The organism is Sulfitobacter sp. HNIBRBA3233 (genome assembly GCF_040149665.1).
In the GTDB taxonomy this organism is placed as follows: domain Bacteria; phylum Pseudomonadota; class Alphaproteobacteria; order Rhodobacterales; family Rhodobacteraceae; genus Sulfitobacter; species Sulfitobacter marinivivus.
Map to the genome: position 1 here is coordinate 2,426,319 of NZ_JBEFLP010000001.1, position 24,888 is coordinate 2,451,206.

20 protein-coding genes are annotated in these 24,888 nt (G+C 62.0%); 8 read left to right on the forward strand and 12 right to left on the reverse strand.

Features of this window, described 5'->3' with window-relative positions; all coding sequences use genetic code 11:
* The first annotated feature begins 25 nt into the window (after positions 1–25).
* Entirely contained in the window at positions 26–1,363 is a 1,338-nt protein-coding gene (locus tag ABMC89_RS11905) for a hypothetical protein (RefSeq protein WP_349568144.1), read from the forward strand.
* Positions 1,364–1,375: 12 nt separating this feature from the next.
* Positions 1,376–2,893, forward strand: a complete 1,518-nt coding sequence (locus ABMC89_RS11910) for a heme biosynthesis protein HemY (protein WP_349568145.1) — start codon at positions 1,376–1,378, stop codon at positions 2,891–2,893.
* 336 nt (positions 2,894–3,229) lie between these two features.
* Here ABMC89_RS11910 and gyrB read toward each other — a convergent pair whose 3' ends face one another.
* The 7 genes from gyrB to mutM all read right to left on the reverse strand — a co-directional run bounded on the left by gyrB (position 3,230) and on the right by mutM (position 12,262).
* Positions 3,230–5,644: a DNA topoisomerase (ATP-hydrolyzing) subunit B gene (gene gyrB / locus ABMC89_RS11915; RefSeq protein WP_349568146.1), complete on the reverse strand. Its 2,415-nt coding sequence runs from the start codon at positions 5,642–5,644 to the stop codon at positions 3,230–3,232.
* Positions 5,645–5,740: 96 nt separating this feature from the next.
* The gene (gene recF, locus ABMC89_RS11920; protein WP_349568147.1) at positions 5,741–6,838 is read right to left on the reverse strand and encodes a DNA replication/repair protein RecF; all 1,098 of its coding nucleotides are present in this window, start codon (positions 6,836–6,838) and stop codon (positions 5,741–5,743) included.
* A 62-nt stretch (positions 6,839–6,900) separates the two neighbouring features.
* Complete coding sequence (dnaN, locus tag ABMC89_RS11925) at positions 6,901–8,019, reverse strand: DNA polymerase III subunit beta (protein WP_349568148.1); 1,119 nt, start codon at positions 8,017–8,019, stop codon at positions 6,901–6,903.
* A gap of 189 nt (positions 8,020–8,208) precedes the next feature.
* Positions 8,209–9,615: a chromosomal replication initiator protein DnaA gene (gene dnaA, locus ABMC89_RS11930; protein ID WP_349568622.1), complete on the reverse strand. Its 1,407-nt coding sequence runs from the start codon at positions 9,613–9,615 to the stop codon at positions 8,209–8,211.
* Between the two features lie 482 nt (positions 9,616–10,097).
* Positions 10,098–10,361 carry a 30S ribosomal protein S20 gene (gene rpsT, locus ABMC89_RS11935; protein WP_349568149.1) on the reverse strand — a complete coding sequence of 88 codons (264 nt, stop codon included), beginning with the start codon at positions 10,359–10,361 and terminating at the stop codon, positions 10,098–10,100.
* A 209-nt stretch (positions 10,362–10,570) separates the two neighbouring features.
* Positions 10,571–11,347: an enoyl-CoA hydratase gene (locus tag ABMC89_RS11940; protein WP_349568150.1), complete on the reverse strand. Its 777-nt coding sequence runs from the start codon at positions 11,345–11,347 to the stop codon at positions 10,571–10,573.
* A gap of 63 nt (positions 11,348–11,410) precedes the next feature.
* On the reverse strand, positions 11,411–12,262 hold the full coding sequence (gene mutM / locus ABMC89_RS11945; RefSeq protein WP_349568151.1) for a bifunctional DNA-formamidopyrimidine glycosylase/DNA-(apurinic or apyrimidinic site) lyase: 852 nt from the start codon (positions 12,260–12,262) through the stop codon (positions 11,411–11,413).
* Between the two features lie 89 nt (positions 12,263–12,351).
* Here mutM and ubiE point away from each other — a divergent pair, with 89 nt between their 5' ends.
* Both ubiE and ubiB read left to right on the forward strand, forming a co-directional pair.
* Positions 12,352–13,095 (forward strand): bifunctional demethylmenaquinone methyltransferase/2-methoxy-6-polyprenyl-1,4-benzoquinol methylase UbiE, encoded by a 744-nt coding sequence (ubiE, locus tag ABMC89_RS11950; RefSeq protein ID WP_349568152.1) that lies wholly within the window; start codon positions 12,352–12,354, stop codon positions 13,093–13,095.
* A gap of 68 nt (positions 13,096–13,163) precedes the next feature.
* The gene (gene ubiB / locus ABMC89_RS11955; protein ID WP_349568153.1) at positions 13,164–14,696 is read left to right on the forward strand and encodes a 2-polyprenylphenol 6-hydroxylase; all 1,533 of its coding nucleotides are present in this window, start codon (positions 13,164–13,166) and stop codon (positions 14,694–14,696) included.
* Positions 14,697–14,748: 52 nt separating this feature from the next.
* On the opposite strand, the gene ABMC89_RS11960 is transcribed toward ubiB, so the two are convergent.
* Positions 14,749–15,927 carry an acetyl-CoA C-acyltransferase family protein gene (locus ABMC89_RS11960; RefSeq protein ID WP_349568154.1) on the reverse strand — a complete coding sequence of 393 codons (1,179 nt, stop codon included), beginning with the start codon at positions 15,925–15,927 and terminating at the stop codon, positions 14,749–14,751.
* Positions 15,928–16,088: 161 nt separating this feature from the next.
* On the opposite strand from ABMC89_RS11960, the gene ABMC89_RS11965 reads away from it, so the two are divergent.
* Both ABMC89_RS11965 and ABMC89_RS11970 read left to right on the forward strand, forming a co-directional pair.
* Complete coding sequence (locus ABMC89_RS11965; protein ID WP_349568155.1) at positions 16,089–17,276, forward strand: glycine C-acetyltransferase; 1,188 nt, start codon at positions 16,089–16,091, stop codon at positions 17,274–17,276.
* 52 nt (positions 17,277–17,328) lie between these two features.
* On the forward strand, positions 17,329–18,354 hold the full coding sequence (locus ABMC89_RS11970) for an App1 family protein phosphatidate phosphatase (protein WP_349568156.1): 1,026 nt from the start codon (positions 17,329–17,331) through the stop codon (positions 18,352–18,354).
* On the opposite strand, the gene ABMC89_RS11975 is transcribed toward ABMC89_RS11970, so the two are convergent.
* From ABMC89_RS11975 to ABMC89_RS11985, 3 genes are all read right to left on the reverse strand, one after another.
* Complete coding sequence (locus ABMC89_RS11975; protein WP_349568157.1) at positions 18,345–19,079, reverse strand: metallophosphoesterase family protein; 735 nt, start codon at positions 19,077–19,079, stop codon at positions 18,345–18,347. The genes ABMC89_RS11970 and ABMC89_RS11975 overlap by 10 nt on opposite strands.
* A gap of 78 nt (positions 19,080–19,157) precedes the next feature.
* On the reverse strand, positions 19,158–20,753 hold the full coding sequence (gene serA / locus ABMC89_RS11980) for a phosphoglycerate dehydrogenase (protein WP_349568158.1): 1,596 nt from the start codon (positions 20,751–20,753) through the stop codon (positions 19,158–19,160).
* Between the two features lie 98 nt (positions 20,754–20,851).
* Complete coding sequence (locus ABMC89_RS11985; protein ID WP_349568159.1) at positions 20,852–21,997, reverse strand: phosphoserine transaminase; 1,146 nt, start codon at positions 21,995–21,997, stop codon at positions 20,852–20,854.
* A 157-nt stretch (positions 21,998–22,154) separates the two neighbouring features.
* On the opposite strand from ABMC89_RS11985, the gene serB reads away from it, so the two are divergent.
* Positions 22,155–23,033, forward strand: a complete 879-nt coding sequence (gene serB / locus ABMC89_RS11990; protein WP_349568160.1) for a phosphoserine phosphatase SerB — start codon at positions 22,155–22,157, stop codon at positions 23,031–23,033.
* 73 nt (positions 23,034–23,106) lie between these two features.
* Here serB and ABMC89_RS11995 read toward each other — a convergent pair whose 3' ends face one another.
* A complete protein-coding gene (locus ABMC89_RS11995) occupies positions 23,107–24,087 on the reverse strand; it encodes an asparaginase (RefSeq protein ID WP_349568161.1) in 981 nt (326 codons plus the stop codon).
* Between the two features lie 229 nt (positions 24,088–24,316).
* On the opposite strand from ABMC89_RS11995, the gene ABMC89_RS12000 reads away from it, so the two are divergent.
* The gene (locus ABMC89_RS12000; RefSeq protein ID WP_349568162.1) at positions 24,317–24,811 is read left to right on the forward strand and encodes an invasion associated locus B family protein; all 495 of its coding nucleotides are present in this window, start codon (positions 24,317–24,319) and stop codon (positions 24,809–24,811) included.
* Positions 24,812–24,888: the final 77 nt, after the last annotated feature.

Below are 24,888 nucleotides of genomic sequence, written 5' to 3' on the forward strand. Positions count from 1 at the left end.
AGGTCTGAGGACCAATGTGTTGGTTATGAAAGAATCGAAGAAGGTAAGTGCGGTGGCTTCAGCGAAGAAAACAGGGCCCTCCAAGGCCAAATCGTCGACGAAGAAACCGGCCGAGCCGAAACCGGAGGACATGACCAGCCTCGAAAACACGCCCGACGGCGGGGACGAAGCCCCGAAGGCGGCAGAGGTGGAATCCGCGAATAAGACGACCGAAGCCGCGCCTGCAAAGGTGGAAAAGATCGAAGTGACGACTGCGGCAGTCGTATCGGGATCCGCCAAGGCGTCTGCCACCGATGATGCGTCCGATGCGAAACCCATTGAAGGCGTGGTGCCCGCAGCCAAGCCCGACGCGGACAAGACAGAAGAAACCAAGGGCGAAGCGACATCGACACCGCTCGCCGATACGACGCACCCTGTGCCCGCACCGGTGGCAGCGGAAACATCGCCGCGCAACAACACTTTCCTTCCGCTGGTTCTGGGCGGGATCATTGCGGGTGTGATCGGTTTCGCCGCGGCGGAATACGACCTGCTGACCGGCACCGCCGGAGACGATCCGGCCATCGCCCTTCAGGAAGAGATCAACACACAGAACGACAGGATCGCAGCGCTTGAACAGGCCGAACCTGCGCCGGTGGAGGCCCCAACGGTCGACCTGTCACAGATCGAGACACAGCTTGCCGATCTTGAAACCCGCCTGACCGAGCTTGAAAACCGTCCGGTCGTCACGCCGCCCGAAGGCATGGACGCCGAAGAGGCCGAAGCCTACATCACCGAGCTTTCCGATCTGCAACGGGCTGTCCAGCAGCAGCGGTCTGAGATCGAGGATCTGATCGCGAACGCCCGCAGTGTCGAAGCTGCAACCGCCGAAGCTGCGCGCGCGGCGAATGCCCGTGCAGCCCTGACCAAGATCGTATCCGCCATCGACGCGGGCCAGCCTTTCAACGAAGACCTTGAAACGCTGAGCGACGCGGAGGGAGAGACCGTCGAACCCGCGCTACAGGACGCCGCATTGGACGGCGTTGCAACTCTTGCGGAATTGCAGACAGAGTATCCCGATCAGGCCCGTGCTGCGCTGTCTGCCTCCCGCGCAGCGGGCGAGGAAGGCCAGGGCGTTGGCGGATTTCTGAAACGCCAGCTTGGTGTCCGGTCTGTCACACCGCGTGAAGGTGACAACCCCGATGCAATCCTGTCGCGGGCCGAAGCGGCGGTTCAGCAAGGCGATCTCGATACCGCGCTTGCCGAACTAGATGCTTTGCCAGACGCGGGCAAGTCCGCGATGAGCGAATGGATCGCAGCGGCACAGGCGCGGGTCGATGCCCGCGAGGCCGCCGACGCGATGGCACAACGCCTGACGGCAGACTAAGGAAAGAAGAATATGCTCTGGTCCCTGATCAAAATCATTCTGTTTGTCGGTATCGTGGGTGCCCTTGCATGGGGTGCCGGCTTCTTGCTGGAATCACAGGGCGGGATGCAGATCCGCGCTATGGGGCTTGAGCTGAATCTGGGTCCGCTCCAGACCGTTCTGATGGTCATCGCCTTGCTGGTCGCACTCTGGCTGCTGCTCAAGATCGTGGGCCTTCTGGTGGCGGTTCTGAAATTCATCAACGGCGATGAAACGGCGCTGTCGCGGTATTTCGACCGCAACCGCGAGCGTAAGGGCTATGCCGCCCTGTCCGAAGGTCTGATGGCGCTGGCCAGCGGCGAGGGCCGCGTGGCGCTTGCCAAGGCAGCGAAAGCGGACAAGTATCTCGATCGCCCGGAGCTGACGAACCTTCTGATCGCGCAGGCGGCGGAAATGGCCGGCGACCGCAAGAAGGCGGAAGAAACCTATCGCAAGCTTGTCGAGAACGAAAAAACCCGTTTCGTCGGGGTTCGCGGCATCATGAAACAAAAGCTTGCCGAAGGGGATACCGACACCGCGCTGGAGCTTGCGAAGAAGGCATTCGCCCTCAAGCCCAAGCACGAGGAAACCGGCGATGTCCTGCTGCGCCTTCAGGCCGAGAAAGAGGACTGGACCGGCGCGCGCAAGACGCTGAGCACGAAGCTGCGCAATGGCCAGATGCCCCGCGATGTTCACAAGCGGCGCGACGCTGTGCTTGCCCTGTCCGAAGCCAAGGACATCGTGGACGAGGATAGCAGCATCGAGGCGCGCGAGACCGCGATCGAAGCCAACCGTCTTTCGCCTGATCTGATCCCCGCTGCCGTGATGGCGGCGAAAAGCTATATCAAGCAGGGGAAGCCCCGCTACGCCACGCGCGTTCTCAAGAAAGCGTGGGAAGCGCGCCCGCATCCCGATCTTGCCGCCGCCTTCGCTGCCATTGCTCCGGACGAGACGCCGAACCAGCGGATCAAGCGCTTTGCGACCCTGACGCGGATCAATCCCGATCATCCGGAGACAAGGATGCTTTCCGCCGAACTTCACATCGCCGCCGAGGATTTCCCGGCCGCCCGCCGTGCGCTGGGCGACCTTGTCGAGAAGGACCCGGATGCGCGTTCCGTGACCCTGATGGCCGCGATCGAGCGGGGCGAAGGGGCCTCCGATCAGGTCGTGCGCGGATGGCTTGCACGGGCGCTGTCGGTGCCGCGTGGCCCGCAGTGGATCTGCGAGAACTGCCAGCATATCCATGTCGAGTGGAAGCCGATCTGCGAGAACTGCTCGAGCTTCGATACGCTGGAATGGAAGCGCCCGCCGCATTCCGATGTCGCCATGCCGGCAGGAGCGCAGATGCTTCCGCTGATCGTTGGCGCGCTCGATGACAAGTCCGGCGCGAACGACGTCAGCCCCGTCCCGACAGAGACAAATACGATCGAAGAGGCAGAGATCATCGAGGATGACGCCGAGATCCCTGACGAGGCGGACAAGAAAGAAACCGAGAAAACCAGCGGTTCATAGTCTGATCCGGACACGTCCCGGTGGGTGATTCCTTGCCGGCAATGTGAGCCGCGCGAGCAGGTGGACTAAGCCGCCTGCCTTCTCGCTGCCTGAGCATACCTGTGACGCTGGAAGCCGCCAATTCGGCAATCGCGCCTCCGGCTCTGATGCTGGTCGTCCGCGCGCTCTAATACCGATCCGTCTGATTGACCGCCAAGCTGGCGCGTCCGGCTCGCTGGCTGGCAACCGGCGAACCGGTACCGCCAATCAGCCGCTGGTCGTGATGCGCCCCTCATCGGCGCGCATCAGATAAGCCCAGCGGTGGAAAGATCGCGCTTCGTCCGCGCGTTCTGCCTTTTAGAAGTCGAGGTTCTCGACGTTCAGCGCGTTCTGCTGAATGAATTCGCGGCGGGGTTCCACCACATCGCCCATCAGCTTGGTGAACAGATCGTCCGCCTCGGCCATATCTTCGACCTTTACCCGCAGCAGGGTACGCGCATCCGGGTCCAGTGTGGTTTCCCACAATTGGTCGGGGTTCATTTCGCCCAGTCCCTTGTAGCGCTGCAGGGTCAGACCCTTTTCGCCCTCGGCGAGGATCGCATCCAGAAGGTCCATCGGACCGTGGATCAATTGCGAGCGGTCCTTGCGGACGAGCGTGGCGGGCAGGTCGTAGACTTCCTGCAGATGTTCGGTGAACGTGCCGGATTTGCGGGCCTCGCCACCGCGCAGCACCTTGCCGTCCAGCGTGCGCACTTCTTCGACGCCGCGCAGGATGCGTGCAAGGCGGATACCGTGATCCTGCGTGATGCGGCCCTGCCAGCCGCGCTCGTATTCCAGCGCGATCAGGTTCAGACGTTCCGCCACGCGGTCCGCAACCTGTTGCAGGTTCTGGTCCACGACACCGGGCACAAAGGCGCCTGCGATGGCGGCCTGCTCCAGAATGTGGCGCGGATAATGGGTCGGGAAGGCTTCGAGAACGCGGCGCAACTGGCGCGCCATCTCGACCACGCGGGCCAGATCCTGTCCGCTGATTTCCTCGCCGTTGCCCTGCCGCAGCATGGCGCCGTCGATACCCTGCTGGATCAGGTACTCCTCCATCGCTGCCTGATCTTTCAGATAGACTTCGGATTTACCGCGCGAAACTTTATAAAGCGGCGGCTGCGCGATGTAGAGATGCCCGTTCTCGATCAGTTCGGGCATCTGGCGATAGAAGAACGTCAGCAACAATGTGCGGATGTGCGCACCGTCCACGTCCGCATCCGTCATGATGACGATCTTGTGGTAGCGCAGCTTGCTGATGTCGAATTCGTCGCGGCCGATGCCGGTACCCAGCGCCATGACGAGGTTGCCGATCTCCTGAGATCCGAGCATCCGGTCGAAACGCGCGCGTTCGACGTTCAGGATCTTGCCCTTGAGTGGCAGGATCGCCTGCGTGCCGCGGTCTCGGCCCGTCTGTGCGGAACCGCCCGCGCTGTCGCCCTCGACGAGGAAGACTTCGGTCTTGGTCGGGTCTTTCTCGGAGCAATCCTTCAGCTTGCCCGCAAGAAAGTTCACATCCATCGGGTTCTTCCGGCGCGTCAGATCGCGGGCCTTGCGCGCCGCCTCGCGGGCCAGTGCGGCCTCGATGATCTTGCCGACGATGATCTTGGCCTCGTTGGGGTTTTCCTCGAACCACTCGGCCAGCTTTTCGTTGACCAGACCTTCAACAGCGGGGCGCACTTCGGAGCTGACCAGCTTGTCCTTGGTCTGGCTGCTGAACTTTGGATCAGGCACTTTGACACTCAGAACGCAGGTCAGGCCCTCGCGGGCGTCGTCACCGGTAAAGGTGACCTTCTCGCGCTTGGCGATACCGCTGGCCTGCGCGTAGTTGTTGATCGTCCGCGTCAGCGCACCGCGAAAGCCTGCCATGTGGGTGCCGCCATCGCGCTGCGGGATGTTGTTGGTGAAGGGCAGGACATTTTCGTGGTAGCTGTCGTTCCACCACATCGCGACCTCGACACCGATATCGTCTTTTTCGCCGGTGATGAAAATCGGGTCGGTCATGACCGAGCTCTTGTGCCGGTCGAGGTATTTGACGAATTCCTTGACGCCGCCCTCGTAGAACAGTTCGGTTTCCAATGGCTCTTCGGGCCGTTCGTCGCGCAGGACGATCCGAACGCCGGAGTTCAGGAACGCCAGTTCGCGCAGACGTTTCTCGAGCGTCTCGAAGCTGTATTCGAGGTTCGAGAAGGTCGAAGTAGACGCCAGAAACCGGACTTCGGTACCGGTGCGGTCGGTGTCGCCGAGCACTTCGAGATGTTTGGTCGTGAAACCGCCCTCGAACCGGGCCACGTGTTCCTTGCCCTCGCGCCAGATGCGCAGTTCCAGCCAGTCGGAAAGTGCGTTCACCACGGACACGCCAACCCCGTGCAGACCCCCGGACACCTTGTAGGAGTTGCTGTCGAATTTCCCGCCCGCGTGCAGTTGGGTCATGATGACCTCTGCGGCGGAAACGCCTTCTTCCTCGTGAATGCCCACGGGGATGCCGCGCCCGTTATCCGACACGGAGACGGATGAATCGTCGTGGATTGTCACGGTCACGCGATCGGCGTGACCTGCCAGTGCCTCGTCGATGCCGTTGTCCACGACCTCGTAGACCATGTGGTGCAGCCCCGACCCGTCGTCCGTATCCCCGATATACATACCGGGACGCTTGCGGACCGCTTCCAAGCCCTTGAGAACCTTGATGGAATTGGCGCCGTACTCTTCGGGGATCTGCTCTGCTTCGGACATTCGGGAAATCCTGTTGTTTTACCGCCTAAATATACGGTTTTTCAGCAGGATTGTCACGCGACGACCACAAGATTTTGTGTCACCGCGCAGCGTCTGTCATCCCGAAACACGGATCGCGGAAAGACCCTCGTTTTCGGTCACCAGAAGGGTCTGCGCCCGCCCGCCCATCGCCTCGAATAACCCGTCCTCGGTCCCGGTCATCCACGCCTGCGCACCCAGCGCCGAGATTTCGTCGTAGAGCGCCGCACGACGCCCAGCATCAAGGTGCGCCGCGACTTCGTCGAGCAGCAGAAGCGGCGCGGCACCGAAATCTGCGGCCAAAGCACGGGCATTGGCAAGGATGAGGGACACGAGCAGCGCTTTTTGTTCTCCGGTGGAGCAATCGCGGGCCGCGATCCCCTTCGCGGTGTAGATCGCGTTCAGATCCGCGCGGTGGGGGCCGATCAGGGTGCGACCGGCCGCCAGGTCCCGCGACCGTGTCGCTGAATAGGCATCGCGCAACGCGGCGGTGTCGGCGGGCATGTCGCATTCCAGCGAAAGGGTGGCCGTGGGAAAGGATGTTTCCGCCGCGTCCTGCGCCGCCGCAAGGGCCGCAAGCGCCTGAAGCCGATTGTGATGGATCGCGGCGCCGGCCTCGGCCATGCTGGCCTCCAGCGCGGCGTACCACGACGGTTCGCGGACCATGTCTTTCAGCAGCCGGTTGCGTTCGCGCATCGCCTTTTCGTACGTCAGCGACAGTTCCGCGTGGTCGGGCAGAAAGCTCAGGGTCATGCGATCAAGAAAGCGGCGGCGTCCTTCGGCCCCTTCGATCCACAGGCGATCCATCGACGGGATCAGCCACAGGACCCGCGCGATCCGGCCCAATGCCGTCTGCGGCGTGGGTTTCCCGTCGATGCGGGTCTGCCTTGCGGCCCCGCGTTCTGACACGATCTCGATCTCGTGCAGGCCCGTGGGGCCGTGCAGCACGCAGGTGATCTTCCAGCCCAGTGCCTCGGGCCGTCTGGTCATGTCTTCTGCGCTGGCACGGCGCAGGCCGCGCCCCGGCGACAGCAGCGACAGGGCCTCGAGGATATTGGTCTTGCCCGCGCCGTTGTTGCCGTGGATTGCGACCGGGCGCGAATCCACAGCGATCACCGCGCGTTTGTGGCTGCGGTAGTGACTGAGCGTCAGATCGGAAAGATAGAGACCCGGCATCGCTCAGGTCTCGTAATGGGGCAGGGAGCGCGGCAGTCGCGGTGGAAATGACGGAATCGCCGTCACACCCGCATCGGCATGACGACGTATACTGCCGATGTATCGGTGCCTTCGCGCATCAGCGTCGGATCGCCCGAGGAATTGAACAGGAACACGGCGTTCTCGCGATCGACCTGGCTGGCGATCTCGAGCAGGTATTTGGCGTTGAACCCGATCTCGAGCCGTTCATCGGAATAGGCAACGGCAAGCTCTTCTTCCGCCGCACCGCTGTCGGGCGCGTTGACCGACAGAATCAGACGGTCCTCGTCGAGCTGCAGCTTCACCGCCCGCGAGCGTTCCGATGAAACAGTGGCCACACGGTCCACCGCGCGGGCGAAATCGGCTGCGTCCACTTCCAGCTTGCGGGTGTTTCCCTGCGGGATCACGCGTGTGTAATCGGGGAAGGTACCGTCGATCACTTTCGATGTCAGCGTGATCTGTGGTGTGGCAAAGCGGACCTTCGTCTCGGAGACGGAGACCGCGATCTGCATGTCGTCGTCCTCCAGCAGCTTGCGCAATTCACCGACGGTCTTGCGCGGTACGATCACGCCGGGCATGTCGGCAGCCCCTTCGGGCATATCCGCGTCGATCCGGGCAAGGCGGTGACCGTCTGTCGCCACGCAGCGCAGCATCTTGCCACCATCGCCATCGGCGATGTGCATGTAGACACCGTTCAGGTAATAGCGCGTCTCTTCTGTCGAGATCGCGAATTTGGATTTATCGAACAGCCGCCGCAAGACAGCCGCATTGGCCGAGAAGTTGGAGGCGTATTCCGACGATGCCATCACCGGAAAGTCCTCTTTCGGCAAGGTGGCAAGCGAGAAGTTCGAGCGACCGGCCTCGACCGTCAGACGGCCTGCCGCGCTGTCGGCGGTCAGCGACACAAGCGATCCATCGGGCAGCTTGCGGACGATCTCGTGCAGGGTCGTTGCCGATACGGTTGTCGCCCCTGCGCGTTCGACCTGTGCGGGCGCGCTGTCGACCACCTCGATATCGAGGTCGGTCGCGCGGAACGACACATCGCTGCCTTCGGCTTCGATCAGAACGTTCGCGAGGATCGGAATTGTGTTGCGCCGCTCCACAACAGACTGCGCCTGCGATACGGCCTTGAGCAAGGCGGCGCGTTCGATGCTGATCTTCATGTGCCTACTCCATAGCGACAGTCCGGGAACGGCACGTTACCCGCTTCGCATGCAATCACAAGACATAAGGCCGCAATACGTAAAAACGCGGCCCTCTTGGGGCCGCGTTGTGGCATCGCTGCACCGCGCCAAAGCGCGAAATCCGACTGTTTGATCTTCAATATCTGCGTGGCGCCTGTCGGCGGTGGCTCAGGCCTCCAGCGCGCGGCGCAAAAGCTCGAGATCCTCGGCGATCTGACCGTCCGAGATGCGCAGTTCTTCAATCCGTTTGACGCCGTGCATGACTGTGGTGTGGTCGCGCCCGCCGAAGCGACGCCCGATTTCCGGCAGCGACCGGCTGGTCATCTGTTTGCACAGATACATCGCGACCTGACGCGGGCGGGCGTAGCTGCGCAGCCGCTTGGGGCCGATCATGTCGCTCAGGCGGATGTTGTAATGCTCGCTGACTTTCCTCTGGATTTCCTCGACCGTGATCTTGCGTTCCGAGGCCCGCAACACATCGGCGAGGCAATCCTGCGTCAGTTCCATATCGATCTTGCGCCCCACCAGCGACGCGAAGGCGAAGAGGCGCGTCAGAGCACCTTCCAGAACGCGGACGTTCGTGGAAATGCGGTGGGCGAGGAATTCGAGAATGCCGCCGTCCATATCAAGTTCCGGATAGGTGCGGCGGTGGTTTTCCACCTTGTTCTGCAGAATTCCCAAGCGCAGTTCGTAGTCTGTCGGGTGCAGGTCCACGACAAGGCCGCACTGGAGCCGCGATTTCACGCGCTCTTCCAGATCCTTGATCTGGTCGGGCGCGCGGTCGGCGGAAATGATGATCTGCTTGCCCTGATCGACCAGCGCATTGAAGGTGTGGAAGAATTCTTCCTGCGTGCTGTCCTTGCCGGCGATGAACTGAACGTCATCCACCATCAGCACGTCGACAGATCGGAAGATTTCCTTGAAATCCATCATCTTGCGGTCGCGCAGGGCCTGCACGAAACGGTACATGAACTGTTCCGCCGAAAGGTAGAGAACATTCAGGTCCGGCTGGCGCACCATCAGTTCCTGCGCGATGGCGTGCATCAGGTGGGTCTTGCCCAGTCCGACGCCACCGTAAAGGAAAAGCGGATTGAACGTGACGGGGCCACCTTCGGCGACACGGCGGGCCGCCGCGTGGGCCAGCTCGTTCGGTTTGCCGACAACGAAAGTGTCAAAGGTAAAACGCGCTTCGAGCGGCGCGGCATAGGGGGCGACACCGGGACGGCGGCTTTGGATCTTGGAGGTTGCCGTGTCGGCGACGGAACCGGAGGATGCCTGGCCGGAGGTGTCCTGTGCAGCTTTGTGGGTGGTGCCGGGGGCTACGCTGCGATCACGGTTGGCGACAGAGAAATTCAGCCGCGACAGCGTTTTGTCGTAGGCTTTCATTTCGTGCAGGATCAGGTCCGAGAAATTCTGGCTGACGTAATTTCCGAAGAAGGTTGTCGGCACGCTGATCGTCGCGATTCCGTCTTCGGACTGTTTCAGCTTCAGCGGGTCGATCCACGTCGTGTAGTTGTTCTGCCCAACGGTTTTGAGAAGTCTTTGCTTAACATTGCCCCAATCCTCACGCGTCATAGTCACTCTACCACCTATCAAATGTGCCGCCCCCGCGGCTATCCCGACCCGACCACAAGACAAAAGGGAGCCGCCCGGTCCCGGCGGGATCGGCTCTGCCCTGCGGACATTGCATATGATTCAGCCGACCATCCTGCGCACGGGCGCATTGGATAATGTCGAACGTCATCGTTCTCATCATGTGACAGAGCAAACGTGCTGGCAGCAGCATTCGCATGCCTTGATCGGTCCCCAACAGAACAATCAAAGCGCTTCACGGACGGTGCGCCACCTCTAGCAAAATGGTGCGATGTCCTGAGGCCTGTCCCCCCGCGACACGAGTCGCACCGTTTAAGTACCAAGTTGCGAGAGCGCCTTTCAACATATCTTATATGTTGACTCTGATAATCCATGAAAAGAATCTCGGAGCGCATTTTTTCTGCCCCATGACGAAAAAAGGCGCCCCGAAGCGGGACGCCTTTGCAATCAGAGCGGTAGCCAGATCAGCCGAGGGATTTGACCCGCGCGGCCAGGCGCGACATTTTCCGCGCGGCTGTGTTCTTGTGGAAAACGCCTTTTGTGACGCCACGCATCAGCTCGGGCTGAGCGGCGCGCAGGGCGTTTGTTGCGGCTTCCTTGTCACCGGATGCGATCGCCTCTTCGACGGTACGCAGGTAGGTACGGATGCGCGAACGACGCGCTTTGTTGACTGCAAAACGCTTTTCGTTCTGACGGGCGCGTTTCTTCGCCTGTGGGGAGTTTGCCATGTGCGATCACCTTTCGTGAGTATCGAGTATATGTGGCGCGACGCCAAACCCGGACCGGATGAAACCGATAGGTGATTCTAGCCTGAGCGGGCTGCACGCGCATGTATGAGGCGGCGTATAACCGCTGGAGTGACGAGATGTAAAGCGGCGTCTTGGTGGTCTTGCGTATCCGCGACCTTCCGGAACGATCCGGCGGTATCGGCCGCGGTCTACCTGTCGCGGAATTGCGCTTCGCGTTTTTCCAGAAACGCGCCCATGCCTTCTTTCTGGTCTTCGGTGTTGAACAGGGCATGGAACATGCGCCGTTCGAACAGAAGACCTTCGCGCAGGGGCACTTCGTAGGACCGGTTTACCGCTTCCTTGACGACCATGACGGAGATCATGGATTTCTCCGCGATCTTCTGGGCCGCCCCCTGTGCTTCGTCCATCAGTTTCTTCACCGGTACAACGCGGGACACCAGCCCCGAACGTTCCGCTTCTTCGGCGTCCATGAAGCGGCCTGTCAGGTTCATGTCCATCGCCTTGGATTTACCGACAAGGCGGGTCAGACGCTGGGTGCCGCCGATGCCGGCCACCACGCCCAGATTGATTTCGGGCTGGCCGAACTTGGCGCTTTCGGAGGCGATGATGAAATCGCACATCATTGCCAGTTCGCAACCACCGCCCAGCGCGTAGCCGCTGACGGCTGCGATGATCGGTTTGCGGATGCGCATGATCTGGTCCGTTTCGGGTGTGAACAGATCCCCGCTGAACACATCGACAAAGCTCTTGTCTTTCATCATCGCGATGTCGGCACCGGCGGCGAAGGCCTTTTCCGAGCCGGTGATGATGATGCAGCGAACCTTGTCGTTGCCCTGACAGCCTTTCAGGCAGTCGGCCAGTTCGCTCATCAATTGATCATTCAGGGCATTCAGCGCATCGGGCCGGTTCAGCGTGATCGTGGCCACGTGATTGTCGACATCCAGAACGATCGTTTCATAAGCCATGTCAGACGGCCTTTCGTTGTTGCTCAGAAACATGTGCTTATCACGGCGCGAAGACGGATCAAGCTATCTTTGACACACCGGACAGTAGAACGATGACCGCCCCGATTGCACTATGCGTGTGACAACGCCGTCACATCCGGTGCGTTTGCACGGCTGTCCCTCGCGGCCGTAGACATCGAACGAATGCTGGAAATACCCAAGCTCTCCATCGGCTTGCTTGAAGTCGCGCAGGCTTGATCCGCCCGCTTCGATCGCTTCTTCCAGCACGGTCCGGATGATCGGAACCAGCGACTTTACAAGCTCTGCACCGATGCGTCCGGCTTTGCGTGCAGGGTGGATACCGCCACGGAAAAGCGCTTCGCAGACATAGATATTGCCCAATCCGGCGACAATTCTCTGGTCCAGCAGGGCGGATTTGACCGGTGCCTTGCGCCCTCGGAAGGCCTCCAGAAGAATCATCTCGTCGAATCCGTTGCCCAGAGGTTCGGGCCCGATGTCCGCCAGCAACTTGTGCGTCTCGGCGCCGTCTGTCGCCATCAGGTCCATGGCCCCGAAACGGCGCGGGTCATTGAAGGTGATCCGCGCGCCATTGCCCATATGCAGAACGACGTGGTCGTGTTTTTCGGGCGCGGGATGGTCGTGCACGAACCGGCCCAGCGGATCGCCCGACACCAGCATGCGCCCCGACATGCCCAGATGGATCAACAGCGTCTCGCCCGAACCGAGATCGGCAAGGATGTATTTCGACCGCCTGCGCAGGCGCTCCACCTGCTGTCCGGTCAGCCGTTCGGCCATATGCATCGGGAAAGGCCAGCGCAGATCGGGCCGGTTTACGTCCGCCCGTTCGATGGTCTGGCCTTCCATGACAGGAGCAAGGCCGCGGCGCACGGTTTCAACCTCTGGCAATTCTGGCATCGCGGCTCCTTCGGGTCTGCGGCAAATGGCGGTTTGTATCTGGCTTTCTGAGGCTATATCTGGGGTCTGACAAGCGCAGGACCAATGCCATGACCGACAAGACCACGCATTTCGGTGCGCAGACCATCCCCGAGGATGAAAAGGCGGGCCGCGTCCGTACCCTGTTCACGGATGTGGCGAACAAATACGACATCATGAACGACGTGATGAGCGTGGGCATCCACCGCATCTGGAAAGAGGCGATGATGGACTGGCTTGCGCCGCGTGCGGGCCAGAAGCTTCTGGATGTGGCGGGTGGCACCGGCGATGTTTCTTTCAAGTTCCTGAAACGCGCGGGATCGGGCCACGCGACCGTTTGCGACCTGACCGAAGGGATGCTGGTCGAAGGCCGCAAGCGCGCCGAAGCCGAGGAGATGCAGCACAGCCTCGATTGGGTTGTGGGTGACGCGATGCACCTGCCTTTCGAGGATAACACCTTTGACGTCTACACGATCTCTTTCGGCATCCGGAACGTGACCCGCCCGCAAGAGGCGTTGAACGAGGCGTTTCGCGTTCTCAGACCCGGTGGGCGTCTGATGGTGCTGGAGTTTAGCCAGCTGCCAAATCCGATGATGCAAAAGGCCTATGACCTTTACAGCTTCAACGTGATCCCCCGCATGGGCCAGCTGATCGCGAATGACCGCGACAGCTATCAGTATCTCGTCGAATCGATCCGGAATTTCCCCGATCAGGAAACATTCCTCGGCATGGTGCGCGAGGCCGGTTTCGAGAATGCGAAATACCGCAACCTGTCCATGGGGATTGCCTGTCTCCATTCGGGTTGGAAAATCTGATGCGCGGAATTCTGTGCCTGTCACACCCGTGGTCCGGGCCCCTCTGCTTGTCCCGCGGGGGGATATAGATGCGCGGACCGCACAACATCTGGCGGCTGGTGCGGACCGGCGCGACGCTGGAACGCACGGGTGCGATGAACGTCGTGCTCGATGCGTTCGAAGCGCCTGCCCCCGTGCGGTTTCTTGCGCGGACACTGGCGTTGCCGTTCAAGTTTCTGGGCTACAAGGGTGATCCGAACTTGCCCGCCGCGACCCGCGCGCTGACAGCGCTGGGGCCTGCCTACATCAAGTTCGGTCAGGTCTTGTCGACCCGCCCCGACGTGGTGGGCGAGGACATGGCGCTGCAACTGCGCATCCTTCAGGACAAACTGCCGCCCTTCGATATCGAAACCGCCAAGGCGTCGGTGGAAAAGGAACTCGGTGCGCCGATCGACACGATCTTTTCCGAATTCTCCGAGCCGGTGGCCGCGGCGTCGATTGCACAGGTGCACCGCGCGCGGCTCGCGCACACCGGCGAGGACGTCGCTGTAAAGGTGCTGCGCCCCGGGGTGGAGCGTGCCTTCCGCAAGGATGTCGATGCCTTCTATCTGGCCGCACGTATGGTCGAGCTTTTCTCGCCGGGCTCGCGCCGCTTGCGGCCCATGGATGTGATCGAACACTTCGATGGCGTGGTTCGGGGGGAGCTGGATCTGCGGCTCGAATCCTCCGCCGCATCGGAATTTGCCCATAATACCAAAGATGACAGCGGCTTCGACCTGCCGCAGATCAAATGGGATTATTCGGGCCGCCGCGTGATGACCCTGACCTGGGCCGAAGGGGTGCCCATGGGCGACAACGCGGCCATCGACGCCGCGGGCCACGACAGGGTCGAACTGAGCGAACGTATCCTTGCGCTGTTTTTGCAGCATGCCCTGCGGGACGGATATTTTCACGGCGACATGCATCAGGGTAACCTCAAGGTTGCGCCGAACGGGGATATCATCGCACTTGATTTCGGCATCATGGGCCACATCGACGAATACACCCGCCGCGTATACGCCGAGATCCTCTATGGCTTCATCCGCAAGGATTACAAACGGGTGGCCGAAGTCCATTTCGAGGCAGGCTACGTGCCCGCAGACAAGGACATCGACGAGTTTGCCCGCGCCCTGCGCGCGGTGGGCGAGCCGATTTTCGGCATGGACGCCAGCCGCATCTCGATGGCGCGGCTTCTGTCCTATCTCTTCGAGGTGACCGAGCGCTTCGGCATGGAAACCCGGACCGAGCTTATCCTGCTCCAGCGGACCATGGTCGTGGTCGAAGGGGTCGCACGGTCCCTTAATCCGCAGATGAACATCTGGCAGGTCGCAGCGCCGGTTGTGACCGATTACATCAGCAAATCCATTGGCCCAAAGGCAGTGGTCAGCGATCTGGCCCGCACCGCGCGCGTCCTGTCACGGTTCGGCCCGCGTCTGCCCGCGCTGGTCGAGGCCGCGTTGATCCGTCAGGCCGAAACACATGAACCCGCGCGCAGGCCGTTCCGGCGCTGGCTCGCGCTGTCGGCTGTGGGCGGTGCGGCCTCCGCGACAGCGCTGATCATGCTGGTCGAGGCGCTGACCTGATCTTTCTTTCCGGGGGTGGGTGCGAGGGGCAGGCCCCCCCGCTCCCGCTCCATTACATGCGCTCGATGGCCAGTGCGATGCCCTGACCGCCGCCGATGCACATCGTGATCAGCGCGCGCTTGCCGCCGATCCGCTCCAGTTCGTAAAGCGCCTTCACGGTGATGATCGCGCCGGTCGCACCGACGGGATGCCCCAAGGCGATGGCACCGCCGTTCGGGTTAACCTTCGCGGGGTCGAAATCCAGCGCCTTGCTGACGGCGAGCGCCTGCGCTGCGAAGGCTTCATTCGATTCGATCACGTCGAAATCATCTGCCTTGAGACCGGTTTTCTCCAACAGCTTCGTCACGGCAGGGATGGGGCCGATGCCCATCACCTCGGGACGCACACCCGCGTGCGCATATCCGATGACCCGCGCGCGTGGCGTCAGCCCGGCGGCCTCTGCGGCTGAGGCGCGCGCCAGCACCAGTGCGGCCGCGCCGTCGTTGATCCCCGATGCGTTGCCCGCCGTGACCGACCCGTCCTTGCGAAAGACAGGGCGCAGACCTGCGAGCTTTTCCATCGACGTGGCCTTGGGGTGCTCGTCGGTGTCGAAGGCAACAGTCTCGCGGCCCTTCTTGACCTCGACGGGAACGATCTGTTCGGCAAAGCGGCCATCGGCGATGGCGGCGGCGGCGCGTTCCTGGCTCAGAAGGGCGAAGGCATCCTGCTGCTCACGGCTGACATCATGTTCGTCCGATACGTTCTCGGCGGTCACGCCCATGTGGCCGGTGCCGAAGGGGCAGTTCAGCGTTCCGAGCATCATATCGAGCGCCTTCACGTCGCCCATTTTCTGGCCCCACCGCGCGGCAGGCAGGATAAAGGGCGACCGGCTCATGTTCTCGGCCCCGCCGGCGAGCGCGAAATCCGCGTCGCCCAGCATCAGGGATTGCGCGGCAGAGACGATGGCCTGCACGCCCGACCCGCACAGGCGGTTCACGTTCATGGCGGGCACGGCGTCGGGCACACCCGCCTCGATGGCGGCCACGCGGCTGAGATACATGTCACGCGGTTCGGTGTTGATGACGTTGCCGAACACGACATGGCCGATCTGGCCCGCCTCCACACCCGCACGCTTCAAAGCTTCCTTGGCGACCGTCGCACCCAGCGCCGTCGGTGGCGTCCCGGCAAGGCTTCCGCCGAAGGTGCCGATTGCAGTCCGGGCGCCGCCCAGAATGACGATTTCGTCTGACATGTCTTTCTCCTGTCTATTTCGGAGGGAATATGCCGAGCGTCCCGCAGAATGTCAGCCCATATATTCGGCCATGGCCCGCCGCGCGCCCGCGCCCGATTTCCAGACCGTGCCGCGTTCGTATAGACCGGTACACGTCACCGCAGCATTCAAAGAGGCGCGCCATGTCCAGCAGCTTTCTCGATCATCTGTCCCGCACCCGCGACCACATCGAGGCGGAGGGTCTCTTGAAAAGCGAACGCGCCTTCACCTCGCCGCAGAAGCCGCGATTGCGGATCGGGGACCGCGACATCATCAACCTGTGTGCGAACAACTATCTGGGTCTGGCCAACCATCCCGATCTGATCGCCGCTGCGCAGGATGCCATGGCAAGCCACGGTTTCGGAATGGCATCCGTGCGGTTCATTTGCGGGACGCAGGACATTCATCTTGAGCTGGAAAGGCGGCTGGCGCGGTATCTGGGCATGGAGGACGCGATCCTTTTCGCCGCCTGCTTTGACGCCAACGGCGGCCTGTTCGAGCCGCTTTTGGGGCCGGAAGACGCAATCGTGTCGGATGCCCTGAACCATGCCAGCATCATCGACGGCATTCGCCTGTGCAAGGCGAGGCGCTATCGCTACGCCAATAACGATATGGCGGATCTGGAGGCGCAGCTGTCGCAGGCCCGCGCGGACGGTGCGCGGTTTGTGATGATTGCGACGGACGGGGTGTTCAGCATGGACGGCACCCTTGCCGATCTGCCCGAGATTACACGCCTTGCCGCGCTCTATGACGCGCAGGTGATGGTGGATGACTGTCACGCCACCGGCGTCATGGGGCCGCAGGGCCGTGGGACTGCGGCCCATGCCGGTGTGGCGGTCGATATCCTGACCGGAACGCTGGGCAAGGCGCTGGGCGGCGGCATCGGCGGCTATATCGCAGGACCGCAGCAGGTGATCGACATCCTCAGACAGCGCGCGCGGCCCTATCTGTTCTCGAACTCCCTGCCGCCGGGGATCGTCGCCGCAGGTCTGACCGCGCTTGATATGGTCGAGGCCGGGGACGACCTGCGCGCGCAGCTTTGGGAGAATACCGCCTATTGGCGCGCGGGCCTTGGAAAACTGGGCTTTGAGGTGATGCCGGGGACGCATCCGATCGTTCCTGTTCTGCTCGGCGAGGCGCGCGCGGCGCAGCAGATGTCGGCGCTTCTGATGGCGGAAGGTGTCTATGCGACCGGATTTTTCTATCCGGTCGTGCCGATGGGCCAGGCTAGGATACGAACCCAGATGAGCGCGGCGATGACCCGCGACGATCTCGACCGCGCGCTTGCGGCCTTTGAGCGCGCGGGCCGCGCCTGCGGCATCCTGTCGTGACTGCTTTTGCCCGCAGGCGCGAACGTTTTGCGCTGCGATGCGTTGCACCGCAATGATCAGGAATATTCTTCACCGCGTCGCGTATCGGGCCGAACGCGTCATCGACAGGTTCGCCCAGAACCGCGACAGCCGCCGCATCATCGAGCCCTATCTGGGCTATGCCGAACCCGGCCATATCGTATTGCGCGGGCGCGTCCTGACCGCCCTGCGGCGGAACAAGCCGAAACCCACCCAGTCGCGTTGGACCAATTTCCGGCAGATGGTGTCGCTGTTCATGACCGACGAGGTTGCCGACGTCGCCGTCGAGGCGGAAGGCTTCAGCACCCGCACCGACGAAGAGGGGTATTTCACACTGCACCTGCCGATCTTGGCAAAACCGGGCTGGTCGGAATACACGGTCACGATCCCCGATCAGTCGGTATCGGCTGTTTGTCCGGTCATGGTACCCGACCGTGCTGCGGATTTCGGTGTTATCTCCGACATTGACGATACGGTGCTGGAAACTGGCGCGTATTCCCTGCTCCGCAATCTCTGGACGTCGCTGACGGGCAACGCGATGACGCGCCGTATTTTCCCCGACGCGGTGGCGTTTCTGGACGATCTGCACGCGGATGGACGCAATCCGGTCTATTTCGTCAGCTCCAGCCCGTGGAACCTGCATCATTTTCTTCTGCGTATTTTCGATCTGGCAAGTCTGGTCCGCGCCCCGATGTTCCTGCGTGATCTCGGGGTAAGCGAGGACAAGTTCATCAGCGGGACCCACGGATCACACAAGGGGAGTGCCGTCGATCTGTTGATGAAGGCCAATCCGGAACTGGCCTATGTGCTGGTCGGGGACACCGGGCAGCATGATGCGTCCGTTTACCGTGATGCAATCGCCCGCCACCCGGGACGTGTTCTGGCGGTTGTTCTGCGTGAACCGGGCCCCGGACCGGACGAAGAGGGAAAGGCAGCGATCCGTCAGATCGAGGGATCGGGCGTTCCCGTTTTCCACGCCCCCGGTTTTGAAGGCTTTTCCGATCAAATCTTCGCGCTGCTGCCTGCGACTATGGCGGGCAACCGGTCCGGTCAGGGCTGAGGCGACAGTCGAACCCGCCCTTTGTCGGTCAGTTGCCAGCAGTCCGTGCCCTCGATCGCCACGGCGGCCAGCGGATTGCCGTATCCGGCGCCTGCGTCGATATTGATCCGGTTGCCGTAATGTGTGGCGGTATCGACAGGCGTGTGCCCGTGCACGACCAGCTTTCCGTGGTCACTGTCGTCTTGGTGGAATTCCTTGCGGATCCACAGCAGGTCCTGCTCGGCCTGATGGTCGAGCATTATGCCCGGCCTGATCCCCGCATGGGCAAAGAACAGGCTGTCGGTCTGGTGGCAGAAAGGCAGCGTGCGCAGGAAGTCCACATGCGCCTTGGGCACCGCCTCGCGGGCGCGGGCGTGGACGGCGATCAGACGCTCCTGCGGCTTCATGTCGATCCCGTAGGAGGCGAGCGTCGTATCGCCCCCCAGACGCGGATGCAGCCAGTAAAGGCCGATGGGGAGCACCGCGTCGTGTCTTGGATAGGCTTCGAGAAACCATTCGAACATCCGGTCATGGTTGCCCTTCAGACAGGTCCATGGCTTGCCCGCGGCGCGCCCTTCGATCAGGTGGTTGATCACACCGGCGCTGTCCGGACCGCGATCGGTGTAGTCGCCGATGAACACGATGTCCGCGTCGGCCCCTCCGTCCGCCTCGATCAGGGACAGCACGCGCAACAGTTCATCCAGCTGTCCGTGAATATCACCAATTGCGTAGATCGGTCTGGTCATGGAAAGCCCTTTGAGCAGAAAAAACGCGGCCCTTCCGGAGAAAGGGCCGCGACAGGGAACGGTATATGCCCCGAAGGGTCAAGCGACGTCGAATTCCAGAACCTTCACCTGACGGAACAGCCCGGTTTCCTTGAGCTTGTCCAGAACCGGTGCCGGTACGGGTTCGTCGACGTACAGAAGCGCGATGGCCTCGCCGTGGGCTGCGGACCGTCCAAGGGTGAAGTTGGCGATGTTCACGCCGTTTTCGCCCATGGTGTTGCCCAGCGCACCGATGATGCCGGGCACGTCTTCGTTGGTGGTATAGACCATATGCGCGCCGACCTCGGCGTCGATATTGATGCCCTTGATCTGGATGAAACGCGGCTTGCCGTCGGAGAAGACGGTACCGGCGATGGACCGTTCGCGTTTCTCGGTCACGACCGTGACTTTGACATAGCCTTCGAAGGCGCCGGATTTATCCTGATTGGTGGTAGAGATCTTGATCCCTTTTTCCTTGGCCACAACGGGGGCGGACACCATGTTCACGTCCGGATTCGCACGTTTCATGATGCCTGCGACAACGCCGCAGTTCAGCGCGGCGAGGTTCATGTCGGAAACCACACCGTCATAGAGGATGTTGATCGCCTTGATCGGCTCGTCCGTGAGCTGGCCGATGAAAGATCCCAGGTGCCCCGCAAGCTTCAGCCACGGGCCCATGACCTTGGCCTCCTCGGCGGTGACCGAAGGCATGTTCAACGCGTTGGTGACAGCGCCGGTCAGCAGGTAGTCGGACATCTGCTCGGCGACTTGCAGGGCTACGTTTTCCTGTGCTTCGGATGTCGCCGCTCCGAGGTGGGGGGTGCAGACGACGTTGGGCAGGTTGAACAGCGGGTTTTCCTTGGCGGGCTCTTCCTTGAACACGTCGAAGGCGGCACCGGCGATATGCCCGGACTTCAACAGGTCGGCCAGCGCTTCCTCGTCCACCAGACCGCCACGGGCACAGTTGATGATGCGCACGCCTTTCTTGGTCTTCCCGAGGTTTTCGCGGCTCAGGATATTGGCTGTCTGATCGGTGAAGGGAACGTGCAGGGTGATGAAATCGGCCCGCTTCAGCAGCTCGTCCAGTTCGACTTTTTCAACGCCCATCTTGCGGGCCTTTTCCTCGCCGAGGAAGGGGTCGTAGGCCACGACTTTCATCTTCAGGCCGCGCGCACGATCGCAGACGATACCGCCAATGTTGCCAGCGCCGATCACGCCAAGGGTCTTGCCGGTGAGCTCGACGCCCATGAACTTCGATTTTTCCCATTTGCCGGCGTGGGTGGATGCGCTGGCTTCGGGGATCTGGCGGGCGACGGCGAACATCATCGCAATCGCGTGCTCGGCTGTGGTGATCATGTTGCCGAAGGGCGTGTTCATGACGATCACACCCTGTTTGGAAGCCGCTTCCTTGTCGATGTTGTCGGTTCCGATCCCGGCGCGGCCGATCACTTTGAGGTTCGGGGCATTGGCGAGAATCTTGTCCGTTACCTTGGTCGCGGAGCGGATCGCCAGACCGTCGTAGTTGCCGATGACTTCGGCCAGCTTGTCCTTGTCCTTGCCGAGGTCCGGCTGGAAATCGACGTCGATACCGCGGTCCTTGAAGATCTGGACGGCGGCATCGGAGAGTTTGTCGGAGATGAGTACTTTGGGGGCCATTGTATGGATCCTTTTGCGGAAGTGCAGTGAGGGGGCTCCTCGCTACGCTGCGCGCGCTCCTCGCGAGGAGCGGCTGCAAGCCAGCGAGGAGCGTCTGATCAGGTCTGGTTGGCGATTTCGGTCTCGAACGCCCAGGCAAGCCAGGGAAGCATCGCTTCGATATCCGAGGTTTCGACTGTTGCACCGCACCAGATGCGCAGGCCCGGAGGGGCATCCCGATAGGCACCGATGTCCAATGCGACATCTTCATCGCCAAGCCGCTTTGCGACAGCCTTGGCGAAGGCCGGACCGTCAGCGATGCGATCGTCCGTGAACTTCAGGCAGACCGAGGTGTTCGACCTCGTCGCCGGATCGACCGCGAGGAAATCCACCCAGTCATGCGCTTCAACGAAGCGGGTGATCGCGGCGGTATTGGCATCTGCCCGGCCGATCAGGCCGTTCAGACCACCGACATCCTGCGCCCAATCGAGCGCCAGCAGGTAATCCTCAACGCACATCATGGAGGGCGTGTTGATCGTCTCGCCCACGAAAATGCCCTCGATCAGCTTTCCGCCCTTGGTCAGGCGGAAAACCTTCGGCAACGGCCAGGCGGGCGTGTAGCTTTCAAGCCTCTCTACAGCGCGGGGGCTGAGGATCAGCATACCGTGCGCCGCTTCACCGCCCAGAACCTTCTGCCAGCTGTAGGTGGTTACGTCCAAACGGTCCCACGGCAAGTCTACGGCGAAGGCTGCGGATGTCGCATCGCAGAGCGTCAGGCCCTTGCGGTCTGCGGGAATGTCGAAGGCCGCCGGAACGCGGACACCGGATGTCGTGCCGTTCCAAGTAAAGCAGACATCATTGTCGAAGTTGACCGAGGCCAGATCGACAATCTCGCCGTAATCCGCGGTCTTTACCGTCGCATCCAGCTTCAGCTGCTTGATCGCATCGGTGACCCAGCCGGATCCGAAACTTTCCCAGGCCAGCATCTCGACATGGCGTTCGCCTAGCAGGTTCCACATCGCCATTTCATAGGCACCGGTGTCAGAGCCGGGCACGATGCCGATGCGGTAGTCTTCTGGAATGCCGAGGATCGCGCGCGTCTTTTCGATCGCTTCCTTCAGCTTTGCCTTGCCGGGTGCGGCGCGGTGGCTGCGTCCCAGAGGTGCGTCGGCAAGCCGGGCAAGATCAAATTTGGGGGGTTTGGCGCAGGGGCCGGAGGAGAAGCGCGGATTTGCCGGCCGCGCGGCCGGTTGTGCGATAGTCATTTCTGCTACCCTTTCAGATAAGCGCCCTTCGTTGGGGAAGGGTGTCCCGCGGATGGAGTTAGAACGCTTCCGGCACTGGCACAAGCGTCTATTCGGGGCTAGAACGCCGTTCGATCGCCTTTTTGCGACCTCCCTGACGCTGATCGGAAACCTGCCCATGTATTTTGCCGTCCTTCTCACCTCGCCCAAAGCGCCCTCTCTTGAGCGGTCGCTTGTTGATTCGCTGCGCAATGCGTGGGGCGGAGGCGATGCGGACTGGCTCGCTATCGACGAAGCCGCCGAATTCCCGCTCGACAGGATTCCCGCGAATTTCGAGGAAGTCTGGCAAAGCTGCCAGTCGATGGGTGTCGATGTGGTCATCGTCCCTGCACAGGGGCGGCGAAAGCGGATGCTGCTGGCGGATATGGACAGCACGATGATCGAACAGGAATGCATCGACGAGCTGGCGGATGAGGCCGGGGTCGGCGCGCATGTCAAAGACATCACGGCCCGCGCGATGAACGGCGAAATCGGTTTCGAAGGCGCGCTGCGCGAGCGGGTCGGTCTGCTGAAGGACCTGCCGGTCACCGTGATCGACAAGGTGCTGAACGAACGGATCACCCTGATGCCCGGCGCGCAGGCGCTTCTGGGGACGATGAAGGCCTCGGGCGCTTTCGCAGCGCTTGTGTCCGGCGGCTTCACCAGCTTCACCGACCGCATTGCCACCACTCTGGGGTTCGATACCCACCGCGCCAACCGGCTTCTGTCCCATGATGGCGTCCTGACCGGGACGGTGGCCGAACCGATCCTCGGTCGCGAAGCCAAGGTCGACGCGCTGGAGCAGTTCACCCGCGATCTGGGCATCACCGACGCCGATGTCATCGCCGTGGGCGACGGCGCGAACGATCTGGGGATGCTGACCCGCGCGGGGCTGGGCGTCGCCCTGCACGCCAAGCCTGCGGTCGCCGCACAGTGCAATGTCAGGATCAATCACGGCGATCTGACATCGCTTCTCTATGTTCAGGGCTACGCGAAGACTGATTTCATCGCCGGCTGAGCGCTGAATTCAGAGCGTCAGGGGCCCCGCGCAAGCGCAGGGCCGCCGCAACACGTCCGGCAAGAAGGGAAGATCACAGAAGGCCGGCGGCGGGTTTGAGGATACCGGTCTCTGTGCCGCGCCAGTTGCGGATGGGCGCATTGATCCGTTTCAGCGTGGCAGGGTGGTTTGCATCAAGCGCACCAAGCCGGACAAGAAGGGCCGCAATCGCGGCTTCGGCGGCGCGGGTGGTGCCGCAAGCGGCTTTCAGCGCGATGCCGATTTTACGTTCGGGCCAGATCGCGATGAAGAATCCCTCCGCACCGGTCTTCAATGCGACCTTGCCACCCGTGGCGCGCATCAGTTCGGTGCAGGCGCGTCCCTCACCCGCGACCAGTTCGGGATGCAGGCGCATGGCCTGATGCAGTTGCGCCTCGGCGCTGTCTTCGGGTGCGGCAGCAAAGCGCGCCATCGCGCGGGCGATACCGTGCAGGCTGGCCGCGGGATTTGGCGCGGAGCAGCCGTCGATACCGAAACCGGGGCTGGTCTCGCCGGTCACATCCTCGAACGCATCGAGACAGGCGCGCTGAACCGGATGATCGGGATCGACGTATTCCGGCCCCGCCCCCAGATGCCGTGCCAGAGTCAGAAATCCCGCGTGTTTGCCCGAGCAGTTGTTGTGGATCTGGCACGGGCTCTCACCGGCGCGGATCTGCGCCTCCAGCAGGCCGCGGTCGCGGGTTTCCTGCGCCCCGCAGCGAAAGGCGTCATCGCTGAGCCCGAGGTCTTTCATCCACGCGCCGACCTTCTCCACATGGATCGGTGCGCCCTCGTGCGAGGCGCAGGCAAGGGCGAGCTGTTCGGTGCCGAGCCCGTGGGATTTTGCCGCACCCGACCGCAGAAGGGGCAGCGCCTGGATCATCTTCGACGAACTGCGCGGCAACACGGTGACCGTCGGATCACCCCAGGCTTCCACGATCTCTCCCTTGGCGTCGCAGATCACGGCGTGGCCTGAATGAACGCTCTCGAGGAATGGTCCGCGCCAGATTTCGGCGAAGGGATGTGGGGCTGTCATGGTAGCTGTCCTTTGAGTCGGTATATATGGGCAAAAACCCGCCAATCAGGGTTTCGTCACTCGCTTCTTTCGCGCTATGGTGCTTGTTGTCGTCAGAAAGGCAACCCGAGGCGGTGACAAGGGCCAATAACACTGGCCAGCGGTCCGGGAAAATCAGGTTTGAGGCATCACGAACGGCTGGAGAAGTATAAAGATGGGACTTTTTAAAACGGGTTTGAGTGCTGCTGCGATGACGGTTCTGGTAACCGGCAGCGTCTGGGCGCAGGATCAGAGCACCAATCGCGTTGCGGCGAAAACCGATTGGAGCGTCTTTGTCGAGGACAACCCGACAGAGTGCTGGGGCGTTTCGACCCCGAAAGAGTCCGTGAACTCGCGCGATGGTCGTGTGGTCGCGGTGAACCGGGGGCAAACCCTGTTGATGGTCTTCTACCGTCCCAGCGCCGGGGCCAGTGGTCAGGTTGCGTTTACCGGCGGCTATCCCTTTGCCAGCGGATCCACCGTTACGGCAGAGATTTCCGGCGAAACCTACCAGATGTTCACCGAAGGCGAATGGGCGTGGCCCGCGACCACATCCGATGATGCCAAGATGATCGCCGCGATGAAGCGCGGCGCGGATGCCAAGCTGACCGGCGTCTCGAGCCGTGGCACACAGACCGAAGACACGTTTTCCCTGCTGGGCTTTACCGCCGCGGTCGAAGATGCGGAGAAGCGCTGCGGCGGCTGATCCCTCACGTCATTCTTCAAGCGGCCCTGCCTCTAACGGCGGGGCTGTTTTCATTTCGGGGACCGAGCCCCTATATA

Excerpts from the sequence above, each read along its gene's own strand:
- ABMC89_RS11905 (WP_349568144.1), top strand. The coding sequence starts at position 26 with ATGAAAGAATCGAAGAAGGTAAGTGCGGTGGCTTCAGCGAAGAAAACA.
- ABMC89_RS11910 (WP_349568145.1), top strand. The coding sequence starts at position 1,376 with ATGCTCTGGTCCCTGATCAAAATCATTCTGTTTGTCGGTATCGTGGGT.
- gyrB (WP_349568146.1), bottom strand. The coding sequence starts at position 5,644 with ATGTCCGAAGCAGAGCAGATCCCCGAAGAGTACGGCGCCAATTCCATC.
- recF (WP_349568147.1), bottom strand. The coding sequence starts at position 6,838 with ATGCCGGGTCTCTATCTTTCCGATCTGACGCTCAGTCACTACCGCAGC.
- dnaN (WP_349568148.1), bottom strand. The coding sequence starts at position 8,019 with ATGAAGATCAGCATCGAACGCGCCGCCTTGCTCAAGGCCGTATCGCAG.
- dnaA (WP_349568622.1), bottom strand. The coding sequence starts at position 9,615 with ATGACGCGTGAGGATTGGGGCAATGTTAAGCAAAGACTTCTCAAAACC.
- rpsT (WP_349568149.1), bottom strand. The coding sequence starts at position 10,361 with ATGGCAAACTCCCCACAGGCGAAGAAACGCGCCCGTCAGAACGAAAAG.
- ABMC89_RS11940 (WP_349568150.1), bottom strand. The coding sequence starts at position 11,347 with ATGGCTTATGAAACGATCGTTCTGGATGTCGACAATCACGTGGCCACG.
- mutM (WP_349568151.1), bottom strand. The coding sequence starts at position 12,262 with ATGCCAGAATTGCCAGAGGTTGAAACCGTGCGCCGCGGCCTTGCTCCT.
- ubiE (WP_349568152.1), top strand. The coding sequence starts at position 12,352 with ATGACCGACAAGACCACGCATTTCGGTGCGCAGACCATCCCCGAGGAT.
- ubiB (WP_349568153.1), top strand. The coding sequence starts at position 13,164 with ATGCGCGGACCGCACAACATCTGGCGGCTGGTGCGGACCGGCGCGACG.
- ABMC89_RS11960 (WP_349568154.1), bottom strand. The coding sequence starts at position 15,927 with ATGTCAGACGAAATCGTCATTCTGGGCGGCGCCCGGACTGCAATCGGC.
- ABMC89_RS11965 (WP_349568155.1), top strand. The coding sequence starts at position 16,089 with ATGTCCAGCAGCTTTCTCGATCATCTGTCCCGCACCCGCGACCACATC.
- ABMC89_RS11970 (WP_349568156.1), top strand. The coding sequence starts at position 17,329 with ATGATCAGGAATATTCTTCACCGCGTCGCGTATCGGGCCGAACGCGTC.
- ABMC89_RS11975 (WP_349568157.1), bottom strand. The coding sequence starts at position 19,079 with ATGACCAGACCGATCTACGCAATTGGTGATATTCACGGACAGCTGGAT.
- serA (WP_349568158.1), bottom strand. The coding sequence starts at position 20,753 with ATGGCCCCCAAAGTACTCATCTCCGACAAACTCTCCGATGCCGCCGTC.
- ABMC89_RS11985 (WP_349568159.1), bottom strand. The coding sequence starts at position 21,997 with ATGACTATCGCACAACCGGCCGCGCGGCCGGCAAATCCGCGCTTCTCC.
- serB (WP_349568160.1), top strand. The coding sequence starts at position 22,155 with ATGTATTTTGCCGTCCTTCTCACCTCGCCCAAAGCGCCCTCTCTTGAG.
- ABMC89_RS11995 (WP_349568161.1), bottom strand. The coding sequence starts at position 24,087 with ATGACAGCCCCACATCCCTTCGCCGAAATCTGGCGCGGACCATTCCTC.
- ABMC89_RS12000 (WP_349568162.1), top strand. The coding sequence starts at position 24,317 with ATGACGGTTCTGGTAACCGGCAGCGTCTGGGCGCAGGATCAGAGCACC.